This is a genomic window from Noviherbaspirillum saxi (assembly GCF_003591035.1).
Classification (GTDB): Bacteria; Pseudomonadota; Gammaproteobacteria; order Burkholderiales; family Burkholderiaceae_D; genus Noviherbaspirillum; species Noviherbaspirillum saxi.
Window position 1 is genome coordinate 699,590 of record NZ_QYUO01000001.1, and the last position, 21,345, is coordinate 720,934.

The 21,345-nt window shown below is 59.4% G+C and carries 23 protein-coding genes; 17 read left to right on the forward strand and 6 right to left on the reverse strand.

The features are described 5' to 3' along the window. Positions 1–73 precede the first annotated feature (73 nt). The 7 genes from D3871_RS03445 to clsB all read left to right on the forward strand — a co-directional run bounded on the left by D3871_RS03445 (position 74) and on the right by clsB (position 7,337). The gene (locus D3871_RS03445) at positions 74–1,504 is read left to right on the forward strand and encodes a high affinity choline transporter 1 (RefSeq protein WP_119767630.1); all 1,431 of its coding nucleotides are present in this window, start codon (positions 74–76) and stop codon (positions 1,502–1,504) included. A 170-nt stretch (positions 1,505–1,674) separates the two neighbouring features. After that, on the forward strand, positions 1,675–1,983 hold the full coding sequence (locus D3871_RS03450; protein WP_119769861.1) for an FmdB family zinc ribbon protein: 309 nt from the start codon (positions 1,675–1,677) through the stop codon (positions 1,981–1,983). Positions 1,984–2,026: 43 nt separating this feature from the next. Next, positions 2,027–2,662 (forward strand): DUF502 domain-containing protein, encoded by a 636-nt coding sequence (locus D3871_RS03455; protein ID WP_119767631.1) that lies wholly within the window; start codon positions 2,027–2,029, stop codon positions 2,660–2,662. 85 nt (positions 2,663–2,747) lie between these two features. Beyond that, on the forward strand, positions 2,748–4,553 hold the full coding sequence (gene aspS / locus D3871_RS03460) for an aspartate--tRNA ligase (protein WP_119767632.1): 1,806 nt from the start codon (positions 2,748–2,750) through the stop codon (positions 4,551–4,553). Positions 4,554–4,730: 177 nt separating this feature from the next. Further along, positions 4,731–5,228: a dihydroneopterin triphosphate diphosphatase gene (gene nudB, locus D3871_RS03465; protein ID WP_199724722.1), complete on the forward strand. Its 498-nt coding sequence runs from the start codon at positions 4,731–4,733 to the stop codon at positions 5,226–5,228. Positions 5,229–5,313: 85 nt separating this feature from the next. Beyond that, positions 5,314–6,108, forward strand: a complete 795-nt coding sequence (locus D3871_RS03470; RefSeq protein ID WP_119767634.1) for an endonuclease/exonuclease/phosphatase family protein — start codon at positions 5,314–5,316, stop codon at positions 6,106–6,108. A 62-nt stretch (positions 6,109–6,170) separates the two neighbouring features. Beyond that, positions 6,171–7,337: a cardiolipin synthase ClsB gene (clsB, locus tag D3871_RS03475; RefSeq protein ID WP_119767635.1), complete on the forward strand. Its 1,167-nt coding sequence runs from the start codon at positions 6,171–6,173 to the stop codon at positions 7,335–7,337. A gap of 17 nt (positions 7,338–7,354) precedes the next feature. Here clsB and pdxR read toward each other — a convergent pair whose 3' ends face one another. Continuing rightward, positions 7,355–8,908: a MocR-like pyridoxine biosynthesis transcription factor PdxR gene (gene pdxR / locus D3871_RS03480; protein ID WP_199724723.1), complete on the reverse strand. Its 1,554-nt coding sequence runs from the start codon at positions 8,906–8,908 to the stop codon at positions 7,355–7,357. Between the two features lie 43 nt (positions 8,909–8,951). On the opposite strand from pdxR, the gene D3871_RS03485 reads away from it, so the two are divergent. Further along, complete coding sequence (locus tag D3871_RS03485) at positions 8,952–9,347, forward strand: rhodanese-like domain-containing protein (RefSeq protein WP_119767636.1); 396 nt, start codon at positions 8,952–8,954, stop codon at positions 9,345–9,347. Here the strand turns inward: D3871_RS03485 and gcvA are convergent. After that, positions 9,344–10,261, reverse strand: a complete 918-nt coding sequence (gene gcvA, locus D3871_RS03490) for a transcriptional regulator GcvA (protein WP_119767637.1) — start codon at positions 10,259–10,261, stop codon at positions 9,344–9,346. The genes D3871_RS03485 and gcvA overlap by 4 nt on opposite strands. Positions 10,262–10,396: 135 nt before the next feature. On the opposite strand from gcvA, the gene D3871_RS03495 reads away from it, so the two are divergent. From D3871_RS03495 to D3871_RS03505, 3 genes are all read left to right on the forward strand, one after another. Further along, positions 10,397–11,278 (forward strand): DMT family transporter, encoded by an 882-nt coding sequence (locus D3871_RS03495; RefSeq protein WP_119767638.1) that lies wholly within the window; start codon positions 10,397–10,399, stop codon positions 11,276–11,278. An 84-nt stretch (positions 11,279–11,362) separates the two neighbouring features. Further along, positions 11,363–11,677, forward strand: a complete 315-nt coding sequence (locus tag D3871_RS30475) for an SIR2 family NAD-dependent protein deacylase (protein ID WP_199724724.1) — start codon at positions 11,363–11,365, stop codon at positions 11,675–11,677. Between the two features lie 21 nt (positions 11,678–11,698). Further along, a complete protein-coding gene (locus tag D3871_RS03505) occupies positions 11,699–12,103 on the forward strand; it encodes a YybH family protein (RefSeq protein WP_119767639.1) in 405 nt (134 codons plus the stop codon). Between the two features lie 77 nt (positions 12,104–12,180). Here the strand turns inward: D3871_RS03505 and hpf are convergent, their stop codons facing one another. Next, positions 12,181–12,549: a ribosome hibernation-promoting factor, HPF/YfiA family gene (gene hpf, locus D3871_RS03510; RefSeq protein WP_119767640.1), complete on the reverse strand. Its 369-nt coding sequence runs from the start codon at positions 12,547–12,549 to the stop codon at positions 12,181–12,183. Positions 12,550–12,800: 251 nt separating this feature from the next. Here hpf and D3871_RS03515 point away from each other — a divergent pair, with 251 nt between their 5' ends. Then, on the forward strand, positions 12,801–13,739 hold the full coding sequence (locus tag D3871_RS03515; RefSeq protein WP_119769863.1) for an SDR family NAD(P)-dependent oxidoreductase: 939 nt from the start codon (positions 12,801–12,803) through the stop codon (positions 13,737–13,739). Positions 13,740–13,766: 27 nt separating this feature from the next. Here D3871_RS03515 and D3871_RS03520 read toward each other — a convergent pair whose 3' ends face one another. Beyond that, positions 13,767–14,660, reverse strand: coding sequence for a LysR family transcriptional regulator (locus tag D3871_RS03520; protein ID WP_119767641.1), 894 nt, complete (start codon positions 14,658–14,660; stop codon positions 13,767–13,769). A gap of 96 nt (positions 14,661–14,756) precedes the next feature. Between D3871_RS03520 and D3871_RS03525 the strand changes: the two genes are divergently transcribed. Next, positions 14,757–15,746, forward strand: a complete 990-nt coding sequence (locus D3871_RS03525; RefSeq protein WP_233575502.1) for a DMT family transporter — start codon at positions 14,757–14,759, stop codon at positions 15,744–15,746. Continuing rightward, the gene (locus D3871_RS03530) at positions 15,743–16,492 is read left to right on the forward strand and encodes a sulfite exporter TauE/SafE family protein (protein WP_119767642.1); all 750 of its coding nucleotides are present in this window, start codon (positions 15,743–15,745) and stop codon (positions 16,490–16,492) included. The genes D3871_RS03525 and D3871_RS03530 overlap by 4 nt, the downstream gene beginning before the upstream one ends. A 12-nt stretch (positions 16,493–16,504) precedes the next feature. Here the strand turns inward: D3871_RS03530 and D3871_RS03535 are convergent, their stop codons facing one another. Both D3871_RS03535 and D3871_RS03540 read right to left on the reverse strand, forming a co-directional pair. Continuing rightward, a complete protein-coding gene (locus tag D3871_RS03535; RefSeq protein WP_119767643.1) occupies positions 16,505–17,236 on the reverse strand; it encodes an anti-sigma factor in 732 nt (243 codons plus the stop codon). Next, on the reverse strand, positions 17,233–17,817 hold the full coding sequence (locus D3871_RS03540) for a sigma-70 family RNA polymerase sigma factor (protein ID WP_119767644.1): 585 nt from the start codon (positions 17,815–17,817) through the stop codon (positions 17,233–17,235). Before D3871_RS03540 ends, D3871_RS03535 begins: the two co-directional genes overlap by 4 nt. A gap of 399 nt (positions 17,818–18,216) precedes the next feature. Here D3871_RS03540 and D3871_RS03545 point away from each other — a divergent pair, with 399 nt between their 5' ends. The 3 genes from D3871_RS03545 (at position 18,217) to D3871_RS03555 (ending at position 21,292) form a co-directional block, all read left to right on the forward strand. Then, positions 18,217–18,588 (forward strand): RNA-binding S4 domain-containing protein, encoded by a 372-nt coding sequence (locus D3871_RS03545; RefSeq protein ID WP_119769865.1) that lies wholly within the window; start codon positions 18,217–18,219, stop codon positions 18,586–18,588. 224 nt (positions 18,589–18,812) lie between these two features. Then, positions 18,813–19,475 carry a TetR/AcrR family transcriptional regulator gene (locus D3871_RS03550; RefSeq protein WP_119767645.1) on the forward strand — a complete coding sequence of 221 codons (663 nt, stop codon included), beginning with the start codon at positions 18,813–18,815 and terminating at the stop codon, positions 19,473–19,475. A 26-nt stretch (positions 19,476–19,501) separates the two neighbouring features. After that, on the forward strand, positions 19,502–21,292 hold the full coding sequence (locus D3871_RS03555) for an acyl-CoA dehydrogenase C-terminal domain-containing protein (protein WP_119767646.1): 1,791 nt from the start codon (positions 19,502–19,504) through the stop codon (positions 21,290–21,292). Positions 21,293–21,345 lie beyond the last annotated feature (53 nt).

Sequence of the window (21,345 nt, forward strand, 5' to 3'; positions counted from 1 at the left end):
GGTGACCACGGATTTTGTCGTTTCCGAAAATGTTTGCGGCTATAATCGCGACAAATTTTCCCAAGGAACCTGAATGAGCACTTTGGTCGGATTCGTCATCCTTTATCTGGTGGCATCGATTGCCATTGGCTTGTACGCAGCCACGCGCGTCAAGAATGCGAGTGATTACGCGGTCGCCGGGCGTTCGCTGCCACTGTATGTCGTGATTGCAACCGTGTTCGCCACCTGGTTCGGTTCCGAAACCGTGCTCGGCATTCCCGCCAAGTTTCTGGAGGATGGTCTGGGCGGCGTGGTCGAGGATCCGTTCGGATCGTCGATGTGCCTGATCCTGGTCGGCCTGTTCTTTGCCCGCAAGCTGTACCGGATGAACCTGCTGACCATTGGCGATTATTACCGCCAGCGCTACAGCCGTACGGTCGAAGTCATCGTCTCGCTGTGCATCGTGATTTCCTACCTTGGCTGGGTCTCGGCGCAAATCACCGCGCTCGGCCTGGTATTCAATATCCTGTCGCAAGACGCGATCTCTGTTCCAGCGGGCATGCTGATCGGCGCGGGTATCGTCCTGTTGTATACGCTGTTCGGCGGCATGTGGTCGGTTGCGATGACCGACCTTTTCCAGATGATCATCATCGTCGCCGGTCTGGTCTATATTGCATTCGTGGTGTCCGACCTTGCCGGTGGTGCCGGAAAGGTGATTGACCATGCGGCTGCGGCCGGGAAGTTCGAGTTCGCGCCCGCATTGACTTCCAAGGATGTACTCGCCTTCATCGGGGCCTGGGTCACGATGATGTTCGGTTCGATCCCGCAGCAGGACGTGTTTCAGCGCGTGATGTCGGCCAAGAATGAAAACACCGGCGCGGCAGGTTCGATCGCCGGCGGTTCGCTGTATTTCATGTTTGCCTTCATCCCGATGTTCCTGGCCTATTCGGCATCGCTGATCGATCCCAAGATGGTCCAAACCCTGCTGGACAAGGATGCGCAAATGATTTTGCCGACCCTGATCCTGAACAATACGCCGCTGTTTGCGCAGGTCATGTTCTTCGGCGCCTTGCTGTCGGCGATCATGTCGACCGCCAGCGGCACCTTGCTCGCGCCCAGCATCACGCTGACCGGGAACGTCATCCGCGAACTGTATCCGATGGATGACAAGCAATTGCTGTTTGCCACGCGTGTTGTCGTGGTCTGTTTCGCGGTGGCGGTCACTATCTTCGCCTTGATGTCGCAAGGCACGTCGATCTATGACATGGTCGGCAACGCTTACAAGGTGACGCTGGTCTCGGCCTTTGTTCCGCTGGTCATGGGACTGTATTGGAAGCGTGCCAATACGCAAGGCGCACTGCTGGCCGTCATTGGCGGCCTGGCAACCTGGCTGCTGATGGAGAATTTCGGCGGTGAATCGATCTGGCCGCCGCAACTGGTCGGCTTGCTGGTCAGTTTTGGCGGCATGATTGCCGGTTCGCTGGCGCCGCAGGTGCTGGGGCGCCCCGCCGCGGTGTCGCACTGATCCGCACTGATCCGCCGCTGTAAAAAACTTGCTTCGCAGGCGGCGGCCGGTCTGGGTTGATTGATCTGCAACCCGCATCGGGCCGCCGTGCCGGCCATAAATCTGTCCGCAAACTCTCCGGCAAAACCTTTATAATTCAGGGTTTTGGACGATTTTTGCGGGCGCATCCCATGCCAATTTATGCTTATCGCTGCGAATCTTGCGGCTTCAACAAAGATGTATTGCAAAAAATATCCGACGCACCCTTGTCGGATTGCCCAACGTGCGGGAAAAGCACATTCAAAAAACAATTGACCGCCGCCGGTTTCCAGCTCAAGGGTACCGGCTGGTATGTGACCGATTTCCGTAACGGCAGCGGCGGGACGTCGGCACCGGCAAGCAATGCGACAGCAGCGGCCGACAAGCCGGCGGCCACTTCCAACTCCGATTCCAGCGCTGCTGCGCCCGCAGCGAGTACGACATCGACCACAGCTACCTAATCGCCAGCAGGGCGTCTGACCTCGCCTTACGCTGAAGGAAACCATGCGCAAATATTTCGTCACCGGCCTGCTGATTCTTGTTCCTCTCGCCATTACGCTGTGGGTGCTGAACCTGATCATCACTACCATGGATCAGTCGCTGCTGCTGCTGCCGGAGCGGTGGCGGCCGGCGGTATTGTTTGGCTATAACCTGCCGGGTGCGGGCGCGGTCCTGACGGTGCTGATCATTTTTGTCACGGGTTTGCTGACCCGGAACTTTATTGGCAAGAGGCTGGTGTACGCCTGGGAATTGTTGCTGACCCGGATTCCCATCGTCAGCTCGATCTATTCCAGCGTCAAACAGGTTTCGGATACGCTGTTTTCCTCATCCGGCAATGCGTTTCGCAAGGCGATGCTGGTGCAATACCCGCGCCAGGGTTCATGGACCATTGCGTTCCTGACCGGCGTGCCGGGCGGCGATGTGAAGAATCATCTGGTCGGCGATTACATCAGCGTTTATGTGCCGACCACGCCGAACCCGACTTCCGGATTTTTTCTCATGATGCCGCGGTCGGATGCAATCGAACTCGACATGACGGTCGATGAAGCGCTGAAATACATTGTCTCCATGGGTGTGGTGTCGCCGGAGTATGTGGTCGCCGCCTCCAAGAACCTGAAGGCCGTGCCGCCTCAAATCTGAAACCGAACTGTTTATCCCGGGACCTCGACTTGTGCCTGCGCAGGCACCGGGGTCAATCCCAAGAAACCGAAACTGGAAACTGAATATGTCTATGCGAACCCATTACTGCGGCCTCACCACCGAAGAGCTGCTCGGCCAAACCGTCAGCCTGTGCGGCTGGGTGCATCGTCGCCGCGACCACGGTGGTGTCATCTTCATCGACTTGCGCGACCGTGAAGGCTTGGTGCAAGTCGTCTGCGACCCGGATCGCGCCGATGTATTCAAAACCGCTGAAGCGGTACGCAATGAATTTTGCGTACGCATCACCGGCCTGGTCCGCAACCGTCCGGAAGGCACGACCAATGCCAACCTGAAGTCGGGCAAGATCGAAGTGCTGGCGCATCAGCTCGAAGTGTTGAACGCATCGGTCACGCCGCCGTTCCAGCTGGACGACGACAACCTGTCCGAGACCACCCGACTGACACACCGCGTGCTCGATCTGCGCCGCCCGCAGATGCAGAACAACCTGCGCCTGCGTTACAAGGTCACGATGGAAGTGCGCAAGTTCCTCGATGCGAACGGCTTCATCGATATCGAAACACCGATGCTGACCAAATCGACGCCGGAAGGCGCGCGCGACTACCTGGTGCCGTCGCGTGTCAACGCCGGCAACTTCTTCGCGCTGCCGCAGTCGCCGCAGCTGTTCAAGCAGTTGCTGATGGTTGCCAACTTTGACCGCTACTACCAGATCACCAAGTGCTTCCGCGACGAAGACCTGCGCGCCGACCGTCAGCCGGAATTCACGCAGATCGACTGCGAAACCTCGTTCATGAACGAGCAGGAAATCCGCGACATGTTCGAAGGCATGATCCGCGGCGTGTTCAAGAATGCGCTCGATATCGACCTGCCGAACCCGTTCCCAGTCATGGAATATGCGGAAGCGATGGGCCTCTACGGTTCGGACAAGCCCGACATGCGCGTCAAGCTGCAGTTCACCGATCTGACAGCCGTGATGAAGGATGTCGACTTCAAGGTCTTCTCCGGCGCCGCCAACATGGAAGGCGGCCGCGTGGTCGGCCTGCGCGTACCGGGCGGCGGCGCGATGCCGCGTTCCGAGATCGATGCCTATACCCAGTTCGTCGCGATCTATGGCGCCAAGGGCCTCGCCTACATCAAGGTCAACGAAAAGGCGAAGGGCCGCGACGGCTTGCAGTCGCCTATCGTCAAGAACCTCCATGATGCGGCGCTTGCCCAGATCATCGAGCAGACCGGCGCGCAGGATGGCGACCTGATCTTCTTCGGCGCCGACAAGGCCAAGGTCGTCAACGATGCGATCGGCGCATTGCGCGTCAAGATCGGCCATAGCGACTTCGGCAAGAAGAATGGTCTCTTTGAAGAGACCTGGAAGCCACTGTGGGTGATCGACTTCCCGATGTTCGAATACGACGAAGACGGCCAGCGCTATGTCGCCGCGCACCATCCATTCACGTCGCCCAAGGATGGTCACGAAGACTTGCTGGAAACCGATCCGGGCAAGGCGATCGCCAAGGCCTACGATATGGTGCTCAACGGTTGGGAACTGGGCGGCGGTTCGGTCCGTATCCACCGTGCCGATGTGCAGAGCAAGGTCTTCCGCGCGCTCAAGATCGATGCGGAAGAAGCCCAGCTCAAGTTCGGCTTCCTGCTCGACGCGCTGCAGTACGGCGCGCCGCCGCACGGTGGCCTGGCATTCGGCCTCGACCGCATCGTCACGATGATGACCGGCGCCGAATCGATCCGCGACGTGATCGCCTTCCCGAAGACCCAGCGTGCGCAGTGTCTGTTGACACAGGCGCCGTCGGAAGTCGACGAAAAGCAATTGCGCGAACTGCATATCCGGCTTCGGAGCGTAGAGCCCGCAGTCAAGGCTTGATGCATAGTCGATAGAGGAAAAGGGCGCAGCTTTCTGCGCCCTTTTTTATTTATTGCCGCGGGCATGGGCCTGCATGATCGGTTTTGCATGATCGGTTATGATTTTGCAGCGACTGTGACAAGTCCGCAGTCATGGTTTTTGCCAAGCCACAGAGCAAGCGCCACTTAAGCGATTTACATGCACAAGCCCTACAAGATCCCCGAATCCGTCCTCGTCGTTATCCACAGTGCCGAACTGGATGTTTTGCTGATCGAGCGCGCCGACAAGCCCGGCTTCTGGCAATCGGTCACCGGTTCTAAGGATACGGACGACGAAGCTTTGCGCCAGACCGCGATCCGCGAAGTCTTTGAGGAAACCGGCATTCGCATCGCCGATGAAACTTCGCCCCAGTTCCAGGCATCCAACTTCGTATTGGCCGGCAATCTGTGCGACTGGAAACTCTCTAACGTTTATGAAATCTATCCGGTATGGCGTCATCGCTATGCGCCGGGTATCACCAGGAACACCGAGCATGTATTCGGCTTGCGGGTGCCGCGAGAGATTGCGATCATCCTCGCGCCGCTTGAACATGTGCGGCATATGTGGCTGCCCTACCGCGAAGCAGCCGATAAATGCTTTTCACCGTCGAATGCGGAAGCGATTCTGCAGTTGCCGAAATACAGTACACCCGACTGAACCGCGAGCCGGCCTAACGCGGTCAGTTTAAAAAACGGTATGCGGCCGCTCGCCCGGCCCGTTGCCTGAAAACCAGAATGACGGAATGAAACTTCGGATCGCAACGTACAACATACACAAAGGCGTCAGCTCGCTGCGCAGCATGCCACGGGTGCATGCACTGAAGCAGGCACTGGCTTCGATGGAAGCCGATATCCTGTTTTTGCAGGAAGTCCAGGGACGGCACGACAAATTCGCCACCAGGCATGCATCGCTGTGGCCGGAGCAGGAGCAGCACCAGTTCCTCGCCGGCGATTCCCATCAAGCGGTGTACGGCATGAATGCAGTGTATGACCACGGTCATCATGGCAACGCATTGCTGAGCCGCTATCCGATTCTGTCGTCGACCAATCAGGACGTGTCGGACCATGCATACGAAGCGCGCGGCATCCTGCGCTGCGTGGTCGATACGCCCCAAACGCAACTGCATTGTTATGTCATTCATCTCGGCTTGTTCGCGGGCAGCCGCAAGCGCCAGACGGAGGCCCTGATCGAAGCGGTCGCCAAATCGTCGCCGTCCGATGCGCCGCTGATCATCGCCGGCGATTTCAACGACTGGACGAACCAGTTGAGCGCGACGCTGCGCAACCGGCTTGGCGTTACCGAAGTGTTTGACGATAATCTGCCGACTCGCGGTTTTGGTGCCTACCTGCGCACACTGAGCGGACGCGGTCCCAAGATGAAGCCGGCCCGCACCTTTCCCGCAGCCTTGCCCTGGCTGCGCCTAGACCGCATTTATGTGCGCGGCCTGCACATAGAAACCGCGGAAGTGTTGCACGGCGCGTTGTGGGCAAAACTTTCCGATCACGCACCGATTGTCGCGTCGCTTGAACTGAAATGAGCCGCCCATAACTGGACGCGATAAAATCGCAGCGTACATATCACCAAGGGGTTTCCGCGGTTATGCGTCCGGTTGAATTCATCGCCCATAACAGAGTCGGACTTCTTCATTGCGGCGCGGAATTTTTCCCCGCACTGATTGGCGCTATTGACAACGCGCGTTTCGAAGTCTTCCTCGAAACCTACATCTTCACGCTCGACGCCACCGGCCTGCAGGTGAAGGATGCGCTGGTGCGCGCCGCAGCGCGCGGCGTTGCCGTCAATGTCATCACCGACTGGGTCGGTACCGGGCATCGGCACTCGGCCGAACTGAACAAGCGATTGCAAAAGGGCGGCGTCAATTATCGTGTGTTCAACGCCTGGTGTCGTCGCGGCGTTGCCCGTACCCATCGCAAGATGTGCGTGGTCGATCGCGAAGTCGCGTTTCTGGGCGGCTTGAATATCAACGACGACTATATCTCCGATGACGGCTTTGCGATTCCGCTGCCTGCGCCGCGCTGGGATTTCGCGGTGCGCATCCATGGGCCGCTGGTCGCTGCCATTCATGAAGAATTGCAGTCGCAATGGCGGCTGCTCAATGGCCTGCATTTGCGTTTTCGCTGGGAGCGGTTTCGCGATCGCCGCATAGCCAACCCTATCATCGAAGATGGCGCCGCGATGGCGGCGCTGGTGTTGCGCGATAACCTGCGCAATCGCCGCACCATACAGCGTACCTACCTGAAGGCGCTGGGCAATGCGCACCACCGGGCGGTGCTTGCCAATCCGTATTTCGCGCCGGGTCGCAAGCTGCGCGACGGACTTGCCGCCGCCGCGCGCCGCGGTGTCGACGTCACCTTGCTGATCGGAGTAGGCCAGTTTCGCATCCAGGATGCGGTGGCCCATTCGTTTTACCCCAAGCTGCTCAAGAGCGGTGTGCGGGTGGTCGAATATCGCAAGACGCAATTGCATGGCAAGGTCGCGGTCATCGACGACGACTGGGCCACGGTGGGATCAAGCAACTGGGATGGATTGAGCCTGTTCGTCAATCACGAAGCCAACGTCGTGGTGCGCGAACCGAAGTTTGCCCATGCGCTGCGCGTGCATATCGAAAATGCGATCGATGAGGGCGTTACGATACGCATGGAAGATTACGTCAACATTCCCTGGTATGAGCGTGCGTGGTACGGCGCCGCGTATTTCCTATACAAGAGTATTTTGCGCATCATTACCCTTGGCCGCTATGTCGAGTAATCGCGGACAATTTCGAGTCAGGCAAGAATCCGGGACAGCTGCGTCATGCCGTGACGGATATCGCCGGGCGCCAGTGCACTGAATCCCATCACGAAGCCATGGCGTTGATCAGTGCCGCGATACAGCCGCGACAGCAAGGGCAGGTCGATACCGGCGTCGGCCGCAATGCCTGCCAGGCGCTTGTCCGACAGGCGCTGATCAGCCAGCAGGCAGGAAGTCTGCAACCCGCCTTGCGAAGCCTGGGGCAAGAGGCGGTTCTCGGCATGGCGCTGCAGCTCTTCCATGAAGATGTCGCGCCGCGCCCGATACAGCTCGCGCATGCGCCGTACATGCGCCATGAAATGACCTTCGCGCATGAAGTCGGCCAGTACCGCCTGCATCAAGGGCGAGGTATGGCCATCCACCTGGCTGCGCGCCATCACGAACGCGTTCACCATCGGTTTCGGCACCACCAGATAGGCGATCCGCGCGCCGGGAAACAGGACCTTGGAAAAGGTGCCGATATAGAGCACCCGCTGCTGCCGGTCGAGTCCGTGGATCGCCGCCACCGGGCGGCTGTCATAGTGGAATTCGCTGTCATAGTCGTCTTCCACGATCCATCCGTTGTCGCGGCAGGCCCATTCTATGAGCTGCAGGCGGCGCGACAGGCTCAGCGTGGCGCCGAGCGGATACTGATGAGAGGGCGTGACATAGGCCAGCCTGGCCTGTGCATTCATGCTCAGCGCCTGGTCGATCACCATGCCATCCGCGTCCACCGGCACCGGCACCAGCGTGGCGCCCGCACCGCTGAAGGCAGTCTGTGCGCCGCGATAGCCGGGGTCTTCCATCCACACCGCGTCGCCTTCATCGAGCATCATCATCGCCACCAGCGTCAGTGCCTGTTGCGAGCTGGTCAGTACGATCACTTGGTCGGCATCGCAGTCGACGCCGCGCGACAGGCACAGGTATTGTGCAATCGCTTCGCGCAGCAACGGCAATCCCTGCTGGTCGCCGTAGCCCATCCACGCGAGCGGCTCATGGCGGGCATGGCGCGACAGCAAGCGTTGCCATACGGCGGCGGGAAAGCTGTCGAGCGCCGGCATCCCGGCAGAGAATGCGCGTATCTCGCGTGCATCGATACAGCCGCCCATGAGCGCGATTTGCTGACCGCGCCGCGACAGGCTTGCCAGCGATACAGCCTGGAGACCGGTCGCGGACGACGGCGACAAGGGGTGGCCATCGGTCTCCGGTGCAGCTCCCTTGCGTACGAAACTGCCATTCCCCGTCTGGCGCACCAGATAACCTTCCTCTTCGAGCTGCGCATACGCCGTTTCGGCGGTGCTGCGCGACAAGGCAAGATCCGCGGCCAGCGCGCGCGTCGACGGCAATCGCTCGCCCGAGGGCAAGGTGCCGTCAAGGATCGCGCTGCGTATCGCCCGGTAAAGCCGGGTCGACAATGCCATGCGCGCATCGCCGCTTTGTTCGAGCAGGGTGAGCAGCACCCCGGCGACGGGACGAGAAACGGTCAGCATAAATAGTATGGTCGCGTCGGTGGAATTGGTATGAAATGACAAACCAATTGACGATACCATGTTTGCATCTTCCTGATTCACCATTGCAAAGAAAGGATGCACCATGCAGGCACAGCTGCAACATTACCTCGACAAGCTGGCATATGAAATCGATTCCTCGGACTTGAATGCCGCACTCAAAGCCAACGAGAAGATCATCGTGATCGATACGCGCTCCGCCGAGGTGTATGCGATCGAGCACATCCCCGGTGCGATCAATGTGCCGCACCGGACCATGTCCGAAGCGAGCACCGTGCAGCTGGACCGCGATGCGCTGATCGTCACCTATTGCGATGGCATAGGCTGCAATGCATCGACCAAGGGCGCGCTCAACATGACGCGTCTCGGGTTCAAGGTCAAGGAATTGATGGGCGGGCTGGACTGGTGGAAGCGCGACGGATATCCGACTTCCGGCACGCAAGGCTCGCAGGGAAACAGCGAGATCCTCTGCGGGTGTTAACCTGGCGAACTCGGGTCACTGGCGGCTTCCGCCATGATCCAGTCGCAAAAGGCGCGCACCGCCGGCTTGGCTTCGGCTTCCGCCGGACGCAGCAAATGGAAACGGTAGGGCCCCAGCACGCGCTGTGGAAACAGCCTCACCAGCCGTTCGCTGCGCAAATCTTCGGCGATGAAGGGTTCGGATGCGATCGCCACGCCCTGGTGATTGGCGGCCGCCTCCAGCGTCAGGTAGGTGTGCGAAAAACTCGGCCGCATGCTGCCGGTGTAATTGACGCCGAAGTGGCGCAGCCATTGCTTCCAGTTCAGTTCATGCGGGATGCGCGGTTCCAACTCGTCGTGCAGCAGTGGAAAACGCAGCAGGTCGACTGGCTCCTGCAGGTCCGGCGCGGCCTTCTTGAACGCCGGACTGCAGACCGCGGAAAACCACTCTTCCATCAGCAGATCGGCTTTCAGTCCCGGGTAGGGGCCGGTTCCCAGCCGTATCGCGACATCCACGCCTTCATGCAAAAAGTTAACGGGATGAATCGATGCCAGCACCCGCATGTCGATTTCCGGATGGCGTTCACGCAATCTCCCCAGGCGCGGCAACAGCCAGCGCGTCACCAGTGAAGGTACCGAAGTCACGGTCACCACTCTGTCGTCGCCATGCCGGCGCACCGCTTCCGACGCTTCCATCAAGCCATTGAGCAGGGGACGCAATCTTTCCGCATATTGACGCCCGGCGGGCGTGAGGATGACACCGCGCGCCATGCGCTGGAACAGGGTGACTCCCAGCCAGCTTTCCAACTGCTTCACCTGATGCGCGACGGCGCCGGCTGACACATGCAGTTCTTCTCCGGCAGCTTGGAAGCCGCCATGGCGGGCGGCGGCTTCGAATGCGCGCACGGCGGGTAAGGGGGGAAGGCGATATTCCATTCAAGGCTCAATTTAATTAGGGCTTGCATCGAAGAATATTGATTTGTGAGGTTCAAGGCAAGACCATAAACTTCTTCGATCCGATTTGAGATCCTATTCGACCCTCAATCATTTTTACCCTGAAAGGATGTGAGCATGTCTCGCGCCGCCGCCATCGCCCTGATCCTGCTGTCTGCCTTCGGTTTCGGCAGCATGGCCATTTTTGCCAATATGGCCTATGCCGCCGGCGTTACCCCGAGCATGCTGTTGACACTGCGTTTCGCCATTGCAGTGGCGCTGCTGTTGCCGGTTCTGCTGATGCGCGGCATCAAGCTGCCGCGCGCGCGAACCATGGCCGGGCTTGCGGTAATGGGGACCTTGTACACCGCGCAATCGCAGTCCTACTTCACGGCGCTCATGCATGCGAGCAGCGGCCTGGTTGGCTTGCTGCTGTATGTTTATCCGGTACTGGTGACGGCGCTTGCCGTTACCTTCGGATCTGAAAAGCTTGACCGGCGTACTTTCGTGCTGCTGATTGCCGCGATTGCCGGCATGGCCATCATGCTTGGCGGCGATTTGCAGGGCCAGCCGTTGGGGATCGTTCTGGGCCTGGCCGCCGCCGCCATCTATGCGGTGTATATCCTGCTCGGCGGCCGCATCATGGAAGGCACCGATCCCCTGGTCGGCACGCTGGTGATCATGAGCGCCGCAGCGATGGGCAACGGCATGTTCGCATTAGCCGAAGGCGCGGCCCTGCCGACATCGATGACCGCATGGCTAGGCATCGGAGCCATCGCGGTGGCTTCGCTGATCGCTGTCGCGTCTTTCTTGGTCGGCATCAAATATGTCGGTGCATCGCAGGCATCGATCATTTCAACGCTGGAACCGGTGATCACCCTTTGCCTGGGCGTGGTGCTTCTTGCCGAAACCGTCAGCAGCGGGCAGTTGATCGGAGGCGCGATGGTGCTGGCCGCCGTGGTCATGCTCGCAATGCGGCCGCGTACGCCAGTCACGGGACAGGAGTGTGCGGCAGGATAGCAATTCTGCCGCAGGCGTCGACACGGGCAGGGGCGGCGCTATACTGCCCTTACCGTGCCATCTTTCTCGCCCCGATCGCCTGCCATGTCTTTCGATAGTGTCCAGCTGGACAAATTGCGCGCCGCCCGTCATATCGCCGTATTTACCGGTGCGGGCGTATCCGCCGAAAGCGGCATCTGGGCAACATTCCGGGCCGAGAATCCGGCAACGCCGGAAGCCATTCGTCGCGCTCCGGTCACCGTCTGGAACTGGTATGCGCATTCATGCGGGCGTACCGTGGTACAAATCAATCCTGAACCGACCAGCCATGGCGACATTGCACCATATGTGTTGCGCGGCAGGGCTGGCGAGCTGCTGCCCAGGCTGCTCAACGCAGCATGGCCCGAACTGGCAAGCTGAATTTTTTCAGGGAGGCACCCAATGGATACCGATGAACAAGCCATCCGAAAACTTTTTTCCGACTGGCACAACGCGACCGCGAACGGCAATGTAGAGGCCTTGGGTCCGCTGATGTCGGACGATGTCATCTTTCTGACGCCGGGACAGCCTCCCATGCGTGGCAGGGAAGCCTTTCTGGACGCATTTCGCGAGGGTTTGCAGCAGTTCCGTATCGAACCGGAAGGTACGATCGAAGAATTGCAGATCATGGGCAAGCTGGCGTATTGCTGGACTCATCTTTGCGTCAACGTCACGCCGCTCCGCAATGGTTTGCCGATGCGCCGATGCGGCAATACGCTGACGATCTTCCGGAAACAAGCCGATGGCCGCTGGGTGTTGATCCGCGATGCCAACCTGCTGACGTCGCAACCTGCATCGCCGGGCTGACCGGAACTGCGTCCGCAGGCGCATTCGCTTTTCTCTCCGATGTTTTCCCCCGGCCGGCTCACGCCGGCCGCCTGTCCTCAAAACCCTTCGGAACGATCTTCCCCTGCCGACATCTCCCCGCTCACATGCTTCAAGGCTGCGCGCTTGTGGTCTTGCAGCTTGTCCTTGTGCCGGACAACCTGGCGATCCAGTTTGTCGATCAACCCGTCGATGGCGGCATACAGATTTTCCGCATAGTGATCCAGGTGGATGATATTGCCCTTCAAGCGCAGGTTCACTTCTGCGCGCTGTCGCTTGTCTTTCTCGGACGGTTTTTCTATCCCGAGCACGACGGCAATATCGATGATTTGATCGAAGTGGCGGATAACACGGTCCAGCTTGTTCTCTACATATTCGCGCAGGGAAGGGCTGATATCAACGTGGTGTCCGGTAAGCAGTAGATTCATCGAGGTCGCTCCTTGCAAATGGTTAATTGAATTGGTGTCGGTATGTGGTTCTCCGCGGCCGGCCTTACTTCCTTGAGACGTGTAGCCACGATGCAGGTTCACTATCGTCGATAGCGATAGAAAACGCCCCCACCCATCGACACTATGCGCCGACAGATTTATTGGGTTGCTCGCGAAAATCATTTTCCGCTTACCATTAAAGTTTCTTTGCGGCTATTTATTCCCCTCCTTTTTGATTGTTTGCCATCACCATGACTACACATACGTCTTCTACTTCCGCTCAAATTCGCTTCGATGGTCAGGTCGCCATCGTGACAGGCGCGGGAGGCGGACTTGGACGCTCCCATGCCTTGCAACTGGCTGCGCGCGGCGCAAAAGTCGTTGTCAACGATCTCGGCGTTGCACGCGACGGATCGGGTAACGAACAATCCGCGGCGGAGCGCGTCGTTGCCGAAATCCGCGCAGCCGGCGGGCAGGCGATCGCGAGTGCCGCGTCCGTCACCGATCCGGCCGCCGTGCAGGAGATGGTCGAGCACACCATGCGCGAATGGGGACGTATCGATATCCTGGTGAACAATGCCGGCTTCCTGCGCGATAAGAGCTTTTCAAAGATGAGTATCGAGGATTTTCGCGCGATCGTCGATGTGCATTTGATGGGTGCAGTGCATTGCACCAAGGCAGTATGGGAAATCATGAAGCAGCAGAACTACGGCCGCATCGTGATGACCACGTCATCGTCCGGCCTGTTCGGCAATTTTGGTCAGGCCAACTACGGCGCGGCCAAGATGGCGCTGGTTGGCCTGATGCAGACGCTCGGTATCGAAGGCGAGAAATACGGCATCCGCGTCAATTGCCTGGCGCCGACTGCGGCGACGCGCATGACGGAAGACTTGATGAGTGCCGAAGTGCTCGCCCAGTTGACGCCGGAAAGCGTGACTCCGGGCATGCTCTACCTGGTGTCCGCCGACGCGCCGACCAAGACCGTGCTGTGTGCCGGTGCAGGCACGTTCTCGCGTTCCAGCATCACGCTGAGCGATGGCGTGCATATCGGGGGCCGTCCCGATGCGGTTGAACTGCTGGTTGCGAACCTCGATAAACTCCATGACCGGAGCGGCGAAATCGTCCCGGTCGCGGGTCATCAGCAGGGACAGATGGAAGTGACGAAGGCGCTGCAAGCCAGGGCCCAATAAGCACGATAAGCCGCGACGTGACGCGGTTTATCGCTCGCCGCCTTCGGTGAGATAAGCCACCAGTTGCCTGGCCTGTGCGGAAAGCTTGTCGAGACTGCGTACGCACAGGCGCAACTCGCGGGTTGCCCAGGCATCGTCCAGTGCGACGATGGCGGTCGGCGTGCCGACGCTATGCCGGATCGCCGCCGCTTCCGGCAGGATCGCCACCCCGACGCCTTGTGCGACCAATTGGGCAATCGCGAAAAAACCGGGCGCCCGCACCCGGACCGTCAGCGGTTTGCCCAGCATCGTCGCCATGTCTTCCACGAAGCGCTGCAATGCCCGTTCGGCCGGCATGCCGACAAAGGCAAAGCCCAGTGCTTCACGCAACATGCAATGGCCGAGTTTGGCCAAAGGATTGGCTTGCGGAACAAACAAGACAAGGCGGTCGTGCCGAAACGGTAACGACACGATCCCTTCCAACGGCAGATTGCCGTCAAGTACGCCGACATCGGTTTCCTCCGCCAGCAACGCCCGGATGATGTGCTGGCTGGGAAGCTCATCGATCTGCAAATCGACTTCAGGAAAATCATTCAGGAAAGGCCCCAGCGCAGGCGGCAGGAAGGTGCTGTTCGCCACCGTGTTGGCTGCCAGACGAATCTGGACGCGTTGCTGGCCTGTGAGCGCTGCCAGCGCGTCGCCCAGCTGCTGCGATTCCGTGACTACCCGGCGTGCATGGTCCAGTGCGATACGGCCTGCCGGCGTCGGCGTCATGCCATCCGCGTGCCGCACAAATAGCGTGATTCCGATCCTGTGCTCAAGAAGGCGCAGGCGGTTGCTGGCCGCCGACAATGCGATCGGGAATGCCGCCGCCGCGCGGCTCAGGCTGCCGGCTTCCGCGATGGCAATCAATAAACGCAAATCGGTCAGATCGAAATGCATGTTTTCTTCGTACGCGAAGGCTATCTACAGGAAATACGCATTTTATCAAGCCAGACTTCGCGCCAGAATAAGGAAAACAGAGTAACTGGAATCAATATGTCTGAAATTGTGCAAAACAAGCCAGCCATGGTCGATATCGCCGCGCGATGGGCGGCAGATGGTCGCTTATACGCCGTGCTGGCGGCCGCCGGCTTTTCGCTCAAGGCGGTCTTCGTCAAGCTCGCCTATGCTGCCCACCCGGTCGAACCGCTGACGCTGCTGGCCCTGCGCATGGCATTTGCGTTGCCTTTGTTTCTATGGCTGATCTGGAAAAGCCGGACGCCCGGAACGCAGCCCTTGTCGCGCGGCGACGTAACGCGGGTCTGGGTACTGGCGCTGCTCGGCTACTATCTGTCCAGTCTGTTCGATTTCCATGGACTGACCTATATCACCGCCGGTCTCGAGCGCCTGATTTTGTATCTCTATCCAACGATGGTGCTGCTGTTCGACGCCTGCCGCACCCGCCGCGCGCCGTCGGCACGTGCATGGCAAGCGATGTTGATCTGCTATGTGGGACTGGGGATTGCGGTTAGCCACGACCTGCAGCAAGCAGGGGCGGGCACCGACGTGTTGACCGGCGCAGCATGGGTATTTGCCAGTGCGTTGACTTACGCACTGTATTACCTCGGTACCGGCGACCTGGTAAAGCGCATTGGTTCGATGCGGCTCGCCGGACTGGCAGGAAGTGCATCCTGCGTGCTGGTGCTCGGCCACTTTCTGCTGTTCGGCCATCCGCTCAGCCTGCCGCAATTGCCGATGCCCGTGTTCACCTGGTCGCTCCTGATGGCCGTGCTTTCGACCGCCTTGCCGATTTACTGGCTGTCGCTCGCGATCCAGCGTCTTGGCGCCGCGCAGGCGGCAGCGGTCGGCACCCTGGGTCCGGTATTGACCGTGTTCGCCGCTTGGGCATTGCTGGGAGAAACCTTGTCTGCGCTCCAGTTGGCCGGACTGGCGCTGGTGATGTTGGGGGTCACCCGGCTTAAGCCGAAGCAGGACGCCGCTGCGGCAACGGCGGTGCGCACCGAACTCAAGGCCAGCCAGTCATGAGCGAAGGCCTGTTCTGGCTCAATGCCGCGATCGCCGCGACCTTCCTGCTGGCGGGCTTCGTCAAGGGCGTGATCGGGCTGGGTCTGCCGACGGTCGCAATCGGCCTGCTCGGCCTGGTCATGACGCCGGTACAGGCCGTGTCGCTGCTGGTCGTGCCTTCGCTGGTCACGAATATCTGGCAGTTGCTGGCCGGCCCCCGCATCCTTCCCTTGCTGCGCCGGCTGTGGACGATGCTGCTCGGTTTTTGTGCCGGCACCTGCTTCAGCGCAGTTGCGCTTGATCCTGGCGCCAGCGAAAGAAACAGCATGCTGCTCGGCGTTGCGCTGATCGCCTATGCAATCGTCGGTTTGAGCAAAAAACGCTTTTCGGTGCCCGCGCATGCCGAGACCTGGTTATCGCCGCTCGTCGGTGCGCTCACCGGTGTGGTTGCCACCGCAACCGGCGTTTTCGTGCTGCCCGCCGTGCCTTATTTGCAGGCGCTCGATCTGGACAAGGAAGAACTGGTGCAGGCGCTTGGATTGTCCTTTACGGTGTCGACGCTAGGACTGGCTGCGGTGCTCGCGGTGCAGGGCAATTTCCAGATGTCGGTCGCCGGTGCATCGCTGGCCTCGCTGCTGCCCGCGCTATGCGGCATGCTGCTCGGCCAAGCGGTGCGCACGCGGGTGCGCGCCGAAACCTTCCGGCGCTGTTTCTTCATCGGCTTGCTGGCGCTCGGCGTCCATCTGGCGTGGCGCTTCGCCGGTTAATGGCGCGTCTCGTTAGATCGGCAGCCAGGCGCCCGTGTAGATCACCGGTCCGCTCGGCGCATTCGGATTCGGCGAACCGCCCTTCGGCTCCAGGCTGATCGCCAGCACCGGGATCGATTCCGGCGTCGCGTTATCCGGCAGGGGCAGGGTCACCGTGCCATCGGCGGCCACCAGGCCCAGCGAGCGCGGTGCACCCTGTTTCGGCACCGCCCACAATTCCAGGCTCTTGTCCGCCGCGATCGCCTGCTGCGCAATGACTTTCACTGTCAGGCGCCGGCGCTTCGCATCGCCGGTAATCACCATCATCGGCTGCGCCTTGTCGTTCGCCAGTGTCGCGACATAGGACGTGGTCGGCGCCGATGTATCCGGCAACCTGGTCAGCAGCACCGTGAGAAGGATGGTCGCCAGCGCAGTGGATGCCATCCCGAGTCCGCGCCAGAAGCTGAGGTCTTCGCGCAGGCCGAGCCAGAAAGAACGGCGCGACTGATTGACCCGCACACTGCGCAGATCCAGCTGTTTTTCAATCGATTGCCAGACCTGTGCGGATGGCGCGACAGCGGGCGCGAATTCGGCCAGCGGATTAAGCCGGTCCTGCCATTCGGCGACCGCGCGCTGCAATACCGCGTCCTCGCGCAGCCAGGTTTCGAAACGACGGCGTGCTCCGCTGCGCAAGGTGCCCAATACGTATTCGGATGCCAGTTTTTCGCGCAATGTGTCGTTGTGCCGGAGTTGCTGGAGATTCATGCACCCTCCAGCTTTGACAGGCAAAGACGCAGGCGTTCAAGGCCGCGGCGTATCCAGGTCTTGACGGTGCCGAGCGGAAGTTTCATCTGATCCGCAACTTCGCTGTGCGACAGGTCGTGGTAGAACGCAAGCGCGATCGCCTGTCGGTGCAAGCCTTCCAGACGTGAAAAGCACTTTGCCAATGCCTTTGCATCGCTGCTGAGCTGCAGCGCCTCGATAGGCGTCGGATTGGGGCTTTCCAGTGCTTCCATCACGTCTTTGTCAAAGTTGTCCGCGTCGATCTCAACGGTGGCGTCAAGACGGCGCAGCATGTCGAAAGTCTTGTTGCGTACGATGGTGGTCATCCACGTCATCGGCGCAGCAAGGGCAGGTTGGTAACTGGCAGCGTTGTTCCAGATGTTAACGAAACTTTCTTGCAAAACTTCTTCCGCCAGTTCCCTCTTGTTCAATATACGCAGCGTGAAGCCAAACAGTTTCGCTGAAGTAGCGTCATACAGTGAACGAAATGCAACGGGGTCCCGGCGTGCAACGTCGGCAAGCCATGTTTTCAGCTGCGCGGTGGTGAGTTCGTCAGTTGCCAAGGTTTGGTCCGTTCATAGTGAGCTGCAAGATATTTGGTACAGTATGCGGCGATTATAGTATGGACAAGTTTTTAGCTGATTTTCGGCAACCGATTTCCTGGCAAATGCGGACGTTACAGGCTAAATGGCGGTGATATCAATCCGATTCAATCGGACCGCTATCATCCTATATTGCGCCGCACGATATAAAAAGCACGCCCACGCTATAAAATGTCGATGCTTAGGCGCCGCGCAGGAATAACGTGTGCAATTTGGCGGACGTGGCGGGATGCGCGGCAAGGCGGGAGGAGGAGTCATAGCGAGCTATGGCGACGACGAGCAACGCCGCAGCGCGCCCGCTACGGCCAGCAAAATTGTGCAAGTTATTCCTGCGCGGTGCCTTACATGCATATACAGATGATGTCAGATTCCGTCCGCGTTGATAAATGGCTTTGGGCCGCTCGTTTTTTCAAGACACGTTCTTTGGCCACCGATGCCGTCGACGGGGGCAAGGTGCGCCTGAATGGCGAGCGCGTCAAGCCGGCGCGAGGGGTAAAACCCGGCGATATGCTGGAAATCGACAATGGTTCGACCGAGTGGGAAGTCACGGTGAAGGATCTAGCCGACAAGCGCGGCTCGGCGGCCATTGCCCAGACGCTGTACCAGGAAACCGAACGCAGCATTGCCGAACGCGACCAAAAAGCAGAACAAAGAAAATTCTTCCGCGAGCCGGGCGAAACCATCAAGGGCCGGCCAACCAAACGAGACAGGCGGCAAATCGACAAGTTTTGAACCGGAAACTGACTGGTTGACGTCCCGCTTCCACGCTCTGCTCGCATGGCGTTTTTTGCTGCAGTGCATAACTAGAATCGTCACTCTAAGTTCCTGTTTGACATTTATACTTCGGTAGATAATAGTACGAGCGTTCGCTTCAGGTTATTCGCCGTGCTGGGTTTTGAATATTTTGATAGGGCACTTCCGTGGCAACCAACATGAATGACTCGAGTACAAAACTAATGCGCAAAGGCGAACTTACCCGTGCTGCGATCCTGGATGTGGCGCTTGATCTGGCCAGCCGTGACGGATTGGAAGGCCTCACCATCGGTCTGCTTGCAGACAAGATGAACATGAGTAAGTCGGGTGTGTTCGCGCATTTCGGATCGCGCGAAGATTTGCAGATCGAAGTCGTCAAGTTGTATCACCACCATTTCGAACAGGAAGTGTTTTATCCCAGCATGAAGGAGCCGCGCGGCTTGCCCCGTCTGAAGGGCATGTTTGCCCGCTGGGTCAAGCGCGTATCGGTGGAAATCGCTTCCGGCTGCATCTACATCAGCGGTGCCGTCGAGTACGACGACCGCCCGGGTGCGATCCGCGAAGAGTTGGCCGGTATGGTGCGCGCATGGAAAAACGCACTGCGCCGCTGCGTGGTGCAAACCATCGAGATGGGCCATTTGGCAGCCGATACCGATCCGGATCAATTGGTCTTCGAAACGTACGGTTTAATCTTAGCGTTGCACCACGATGCGCGTTTCCTGAAGTTGCCCGGCAGCGTCAATCGCGCCGAAGTCGGGTTCGAACGCCTGATCAAGAGTTATCAACCCCAGCAGTCCGCCGTGCAATCAGGGCATGAAGCGGCTGCAAAACCGAACCCCAAATCCGCTGTCAAGAAAACAGCCTAATCGTTTAGCCGTCAGGAGAAATAACCATGGGTCAATACGTCGCTCCATTGCGTGACATGCAGTTCGTGTTGCATGAACTGCTGAAAGTCGAAGAAGAGTTCAAACAACTGCCGAAGCACGCAGAGATCGACAAGGACATCATCAACCAGGTACTGGAAGAGGGTGGCAAGTTTACGTCCCAAGTAGTATTTCCCCTGAACCATAGCGGCGACCGCGAAGGCTGCCGCCTCGACAAGGAAACCCACGTCGTGCACACGCCGAAGGGCTTCAAAGAGGCGTACCAGCAGTACGTCGAAGCCGGCTGGCCATCGCTGTCCTGCGATCCCGAATTCGGCGGCCAAGGTTTGCCGATTGTGATCAACAATTCGTTCTACGAAATGATGAACTCGGCCAACCAGGCCTGGACCATGTACCCCGGCCTGTCGCATGGCGCGTACGAGTGCCTGCACGAGCATGGCACGCCGGAACAGAAGTCGGTGTACCTGCCCAAGCTGGTGTCGGGCGAGTGGACCGGCACCATGTGCCTGACCGAGCCGCATTGCGGCACCGACCTCGGCATGCTGCGCTCGAAAGCCGAGCCGCAGGCGGACGGCTCGTACAGCATTTCCGGCGGCAAGATCTTCATCTCGGCCGGTGAACATGAAATGGCGGCCAACATCCTTCACCTGGTGCTGGCGCGCCTGCCGGATGCACCGTCGGGCACCAAGGGCATTTCGCTGTTCCTGGTTCCGAAGTACATCCCGAATGCCGACGGCACTCCGGGCGAGCGTAACAAAATCTTCTGCGGCGCGATCGAAGAAAAGATGGGCATCCATGGCAACTCGACCTGCCAGATGAATATGGATGGCGCCAAGGGCTGGCTGATTGGCGAGCCGAACAAGGGCTTGAACGCGATGTTCGTGATGATGAATGCAGCGCGCCTGGGTGTCGGCATGCAATCGCTGGGCTTGACTGAAGTCGCTTACCAGAACGCCGTCGTGTATGCCAAGGATCGCCTGCAGATGCGCAGCCTGTCCGGCGTCAAGGCACCGGACAAGGCGGCCGACCCGATCATCGTGCATCCGGACGTGCGCCGCATGCTGCTGACCGCGCGTGCATTCGCCGAAGGCGGCCGTGCATTCAGCTCCTACGTCGCGCTGCAGATCGACCGCGAACTGAACCATCCAGATGAAGAAGTCCGCAAGGAAGCCGCCGACGAAGTCGCATTGCTGACTCCAATCATCAAGGCCTTCCTCACCGACAACGGCTGGATCGCGACCTCGGAAGCGATGCAGGTATACGGCGGCCACGGCTTCATTTCCGAATGGGGCATGGAGCAGTATGTGCGCGACGCCCGCATCAACATGATCTATGAAGGCACCAACACCATCCAGTCGCTCGACCTGCTGGGCCGCAAGATCCTGATGGACAACGGCGCGAAGCTGCGCAAGTTCGGCGCCAAGGTGCAAGCCTTCGTCGAAGAAAACGGCACCAATGAAGCCATGTCCGAATTCATCACGCCACTGGCCGACCTGGGCGACAAGGTTACCAAGCTGACGATGGAAATCGGCATGAAGGCTTTCCAGAACCAGGATGAAGTCGGCGCCGCCGCCGTGCCTTACCTGCGCGTGGTCGGCCACATGGTGTTCTCGTACTTCTTCGCGCAGATGGCGAAGATCGCGCTGGAGAAGCAGGATTCCGGCGACAACTTCTACAAGGCCAAGCTGGCGACTGCGCGCTTCTACTTCAACCGCCTGCAGCCTGAAACCGCCATGCTGATTCGTCAGGCACGCTCGGGTTCTGCGAACCTGATGGCGCTGGAAGAAGATCTGTTCTAAGCATCTCACCGCACGGCTCCTTCCCCCTTTCAGGGGGAAGGCTGGGATGGGGG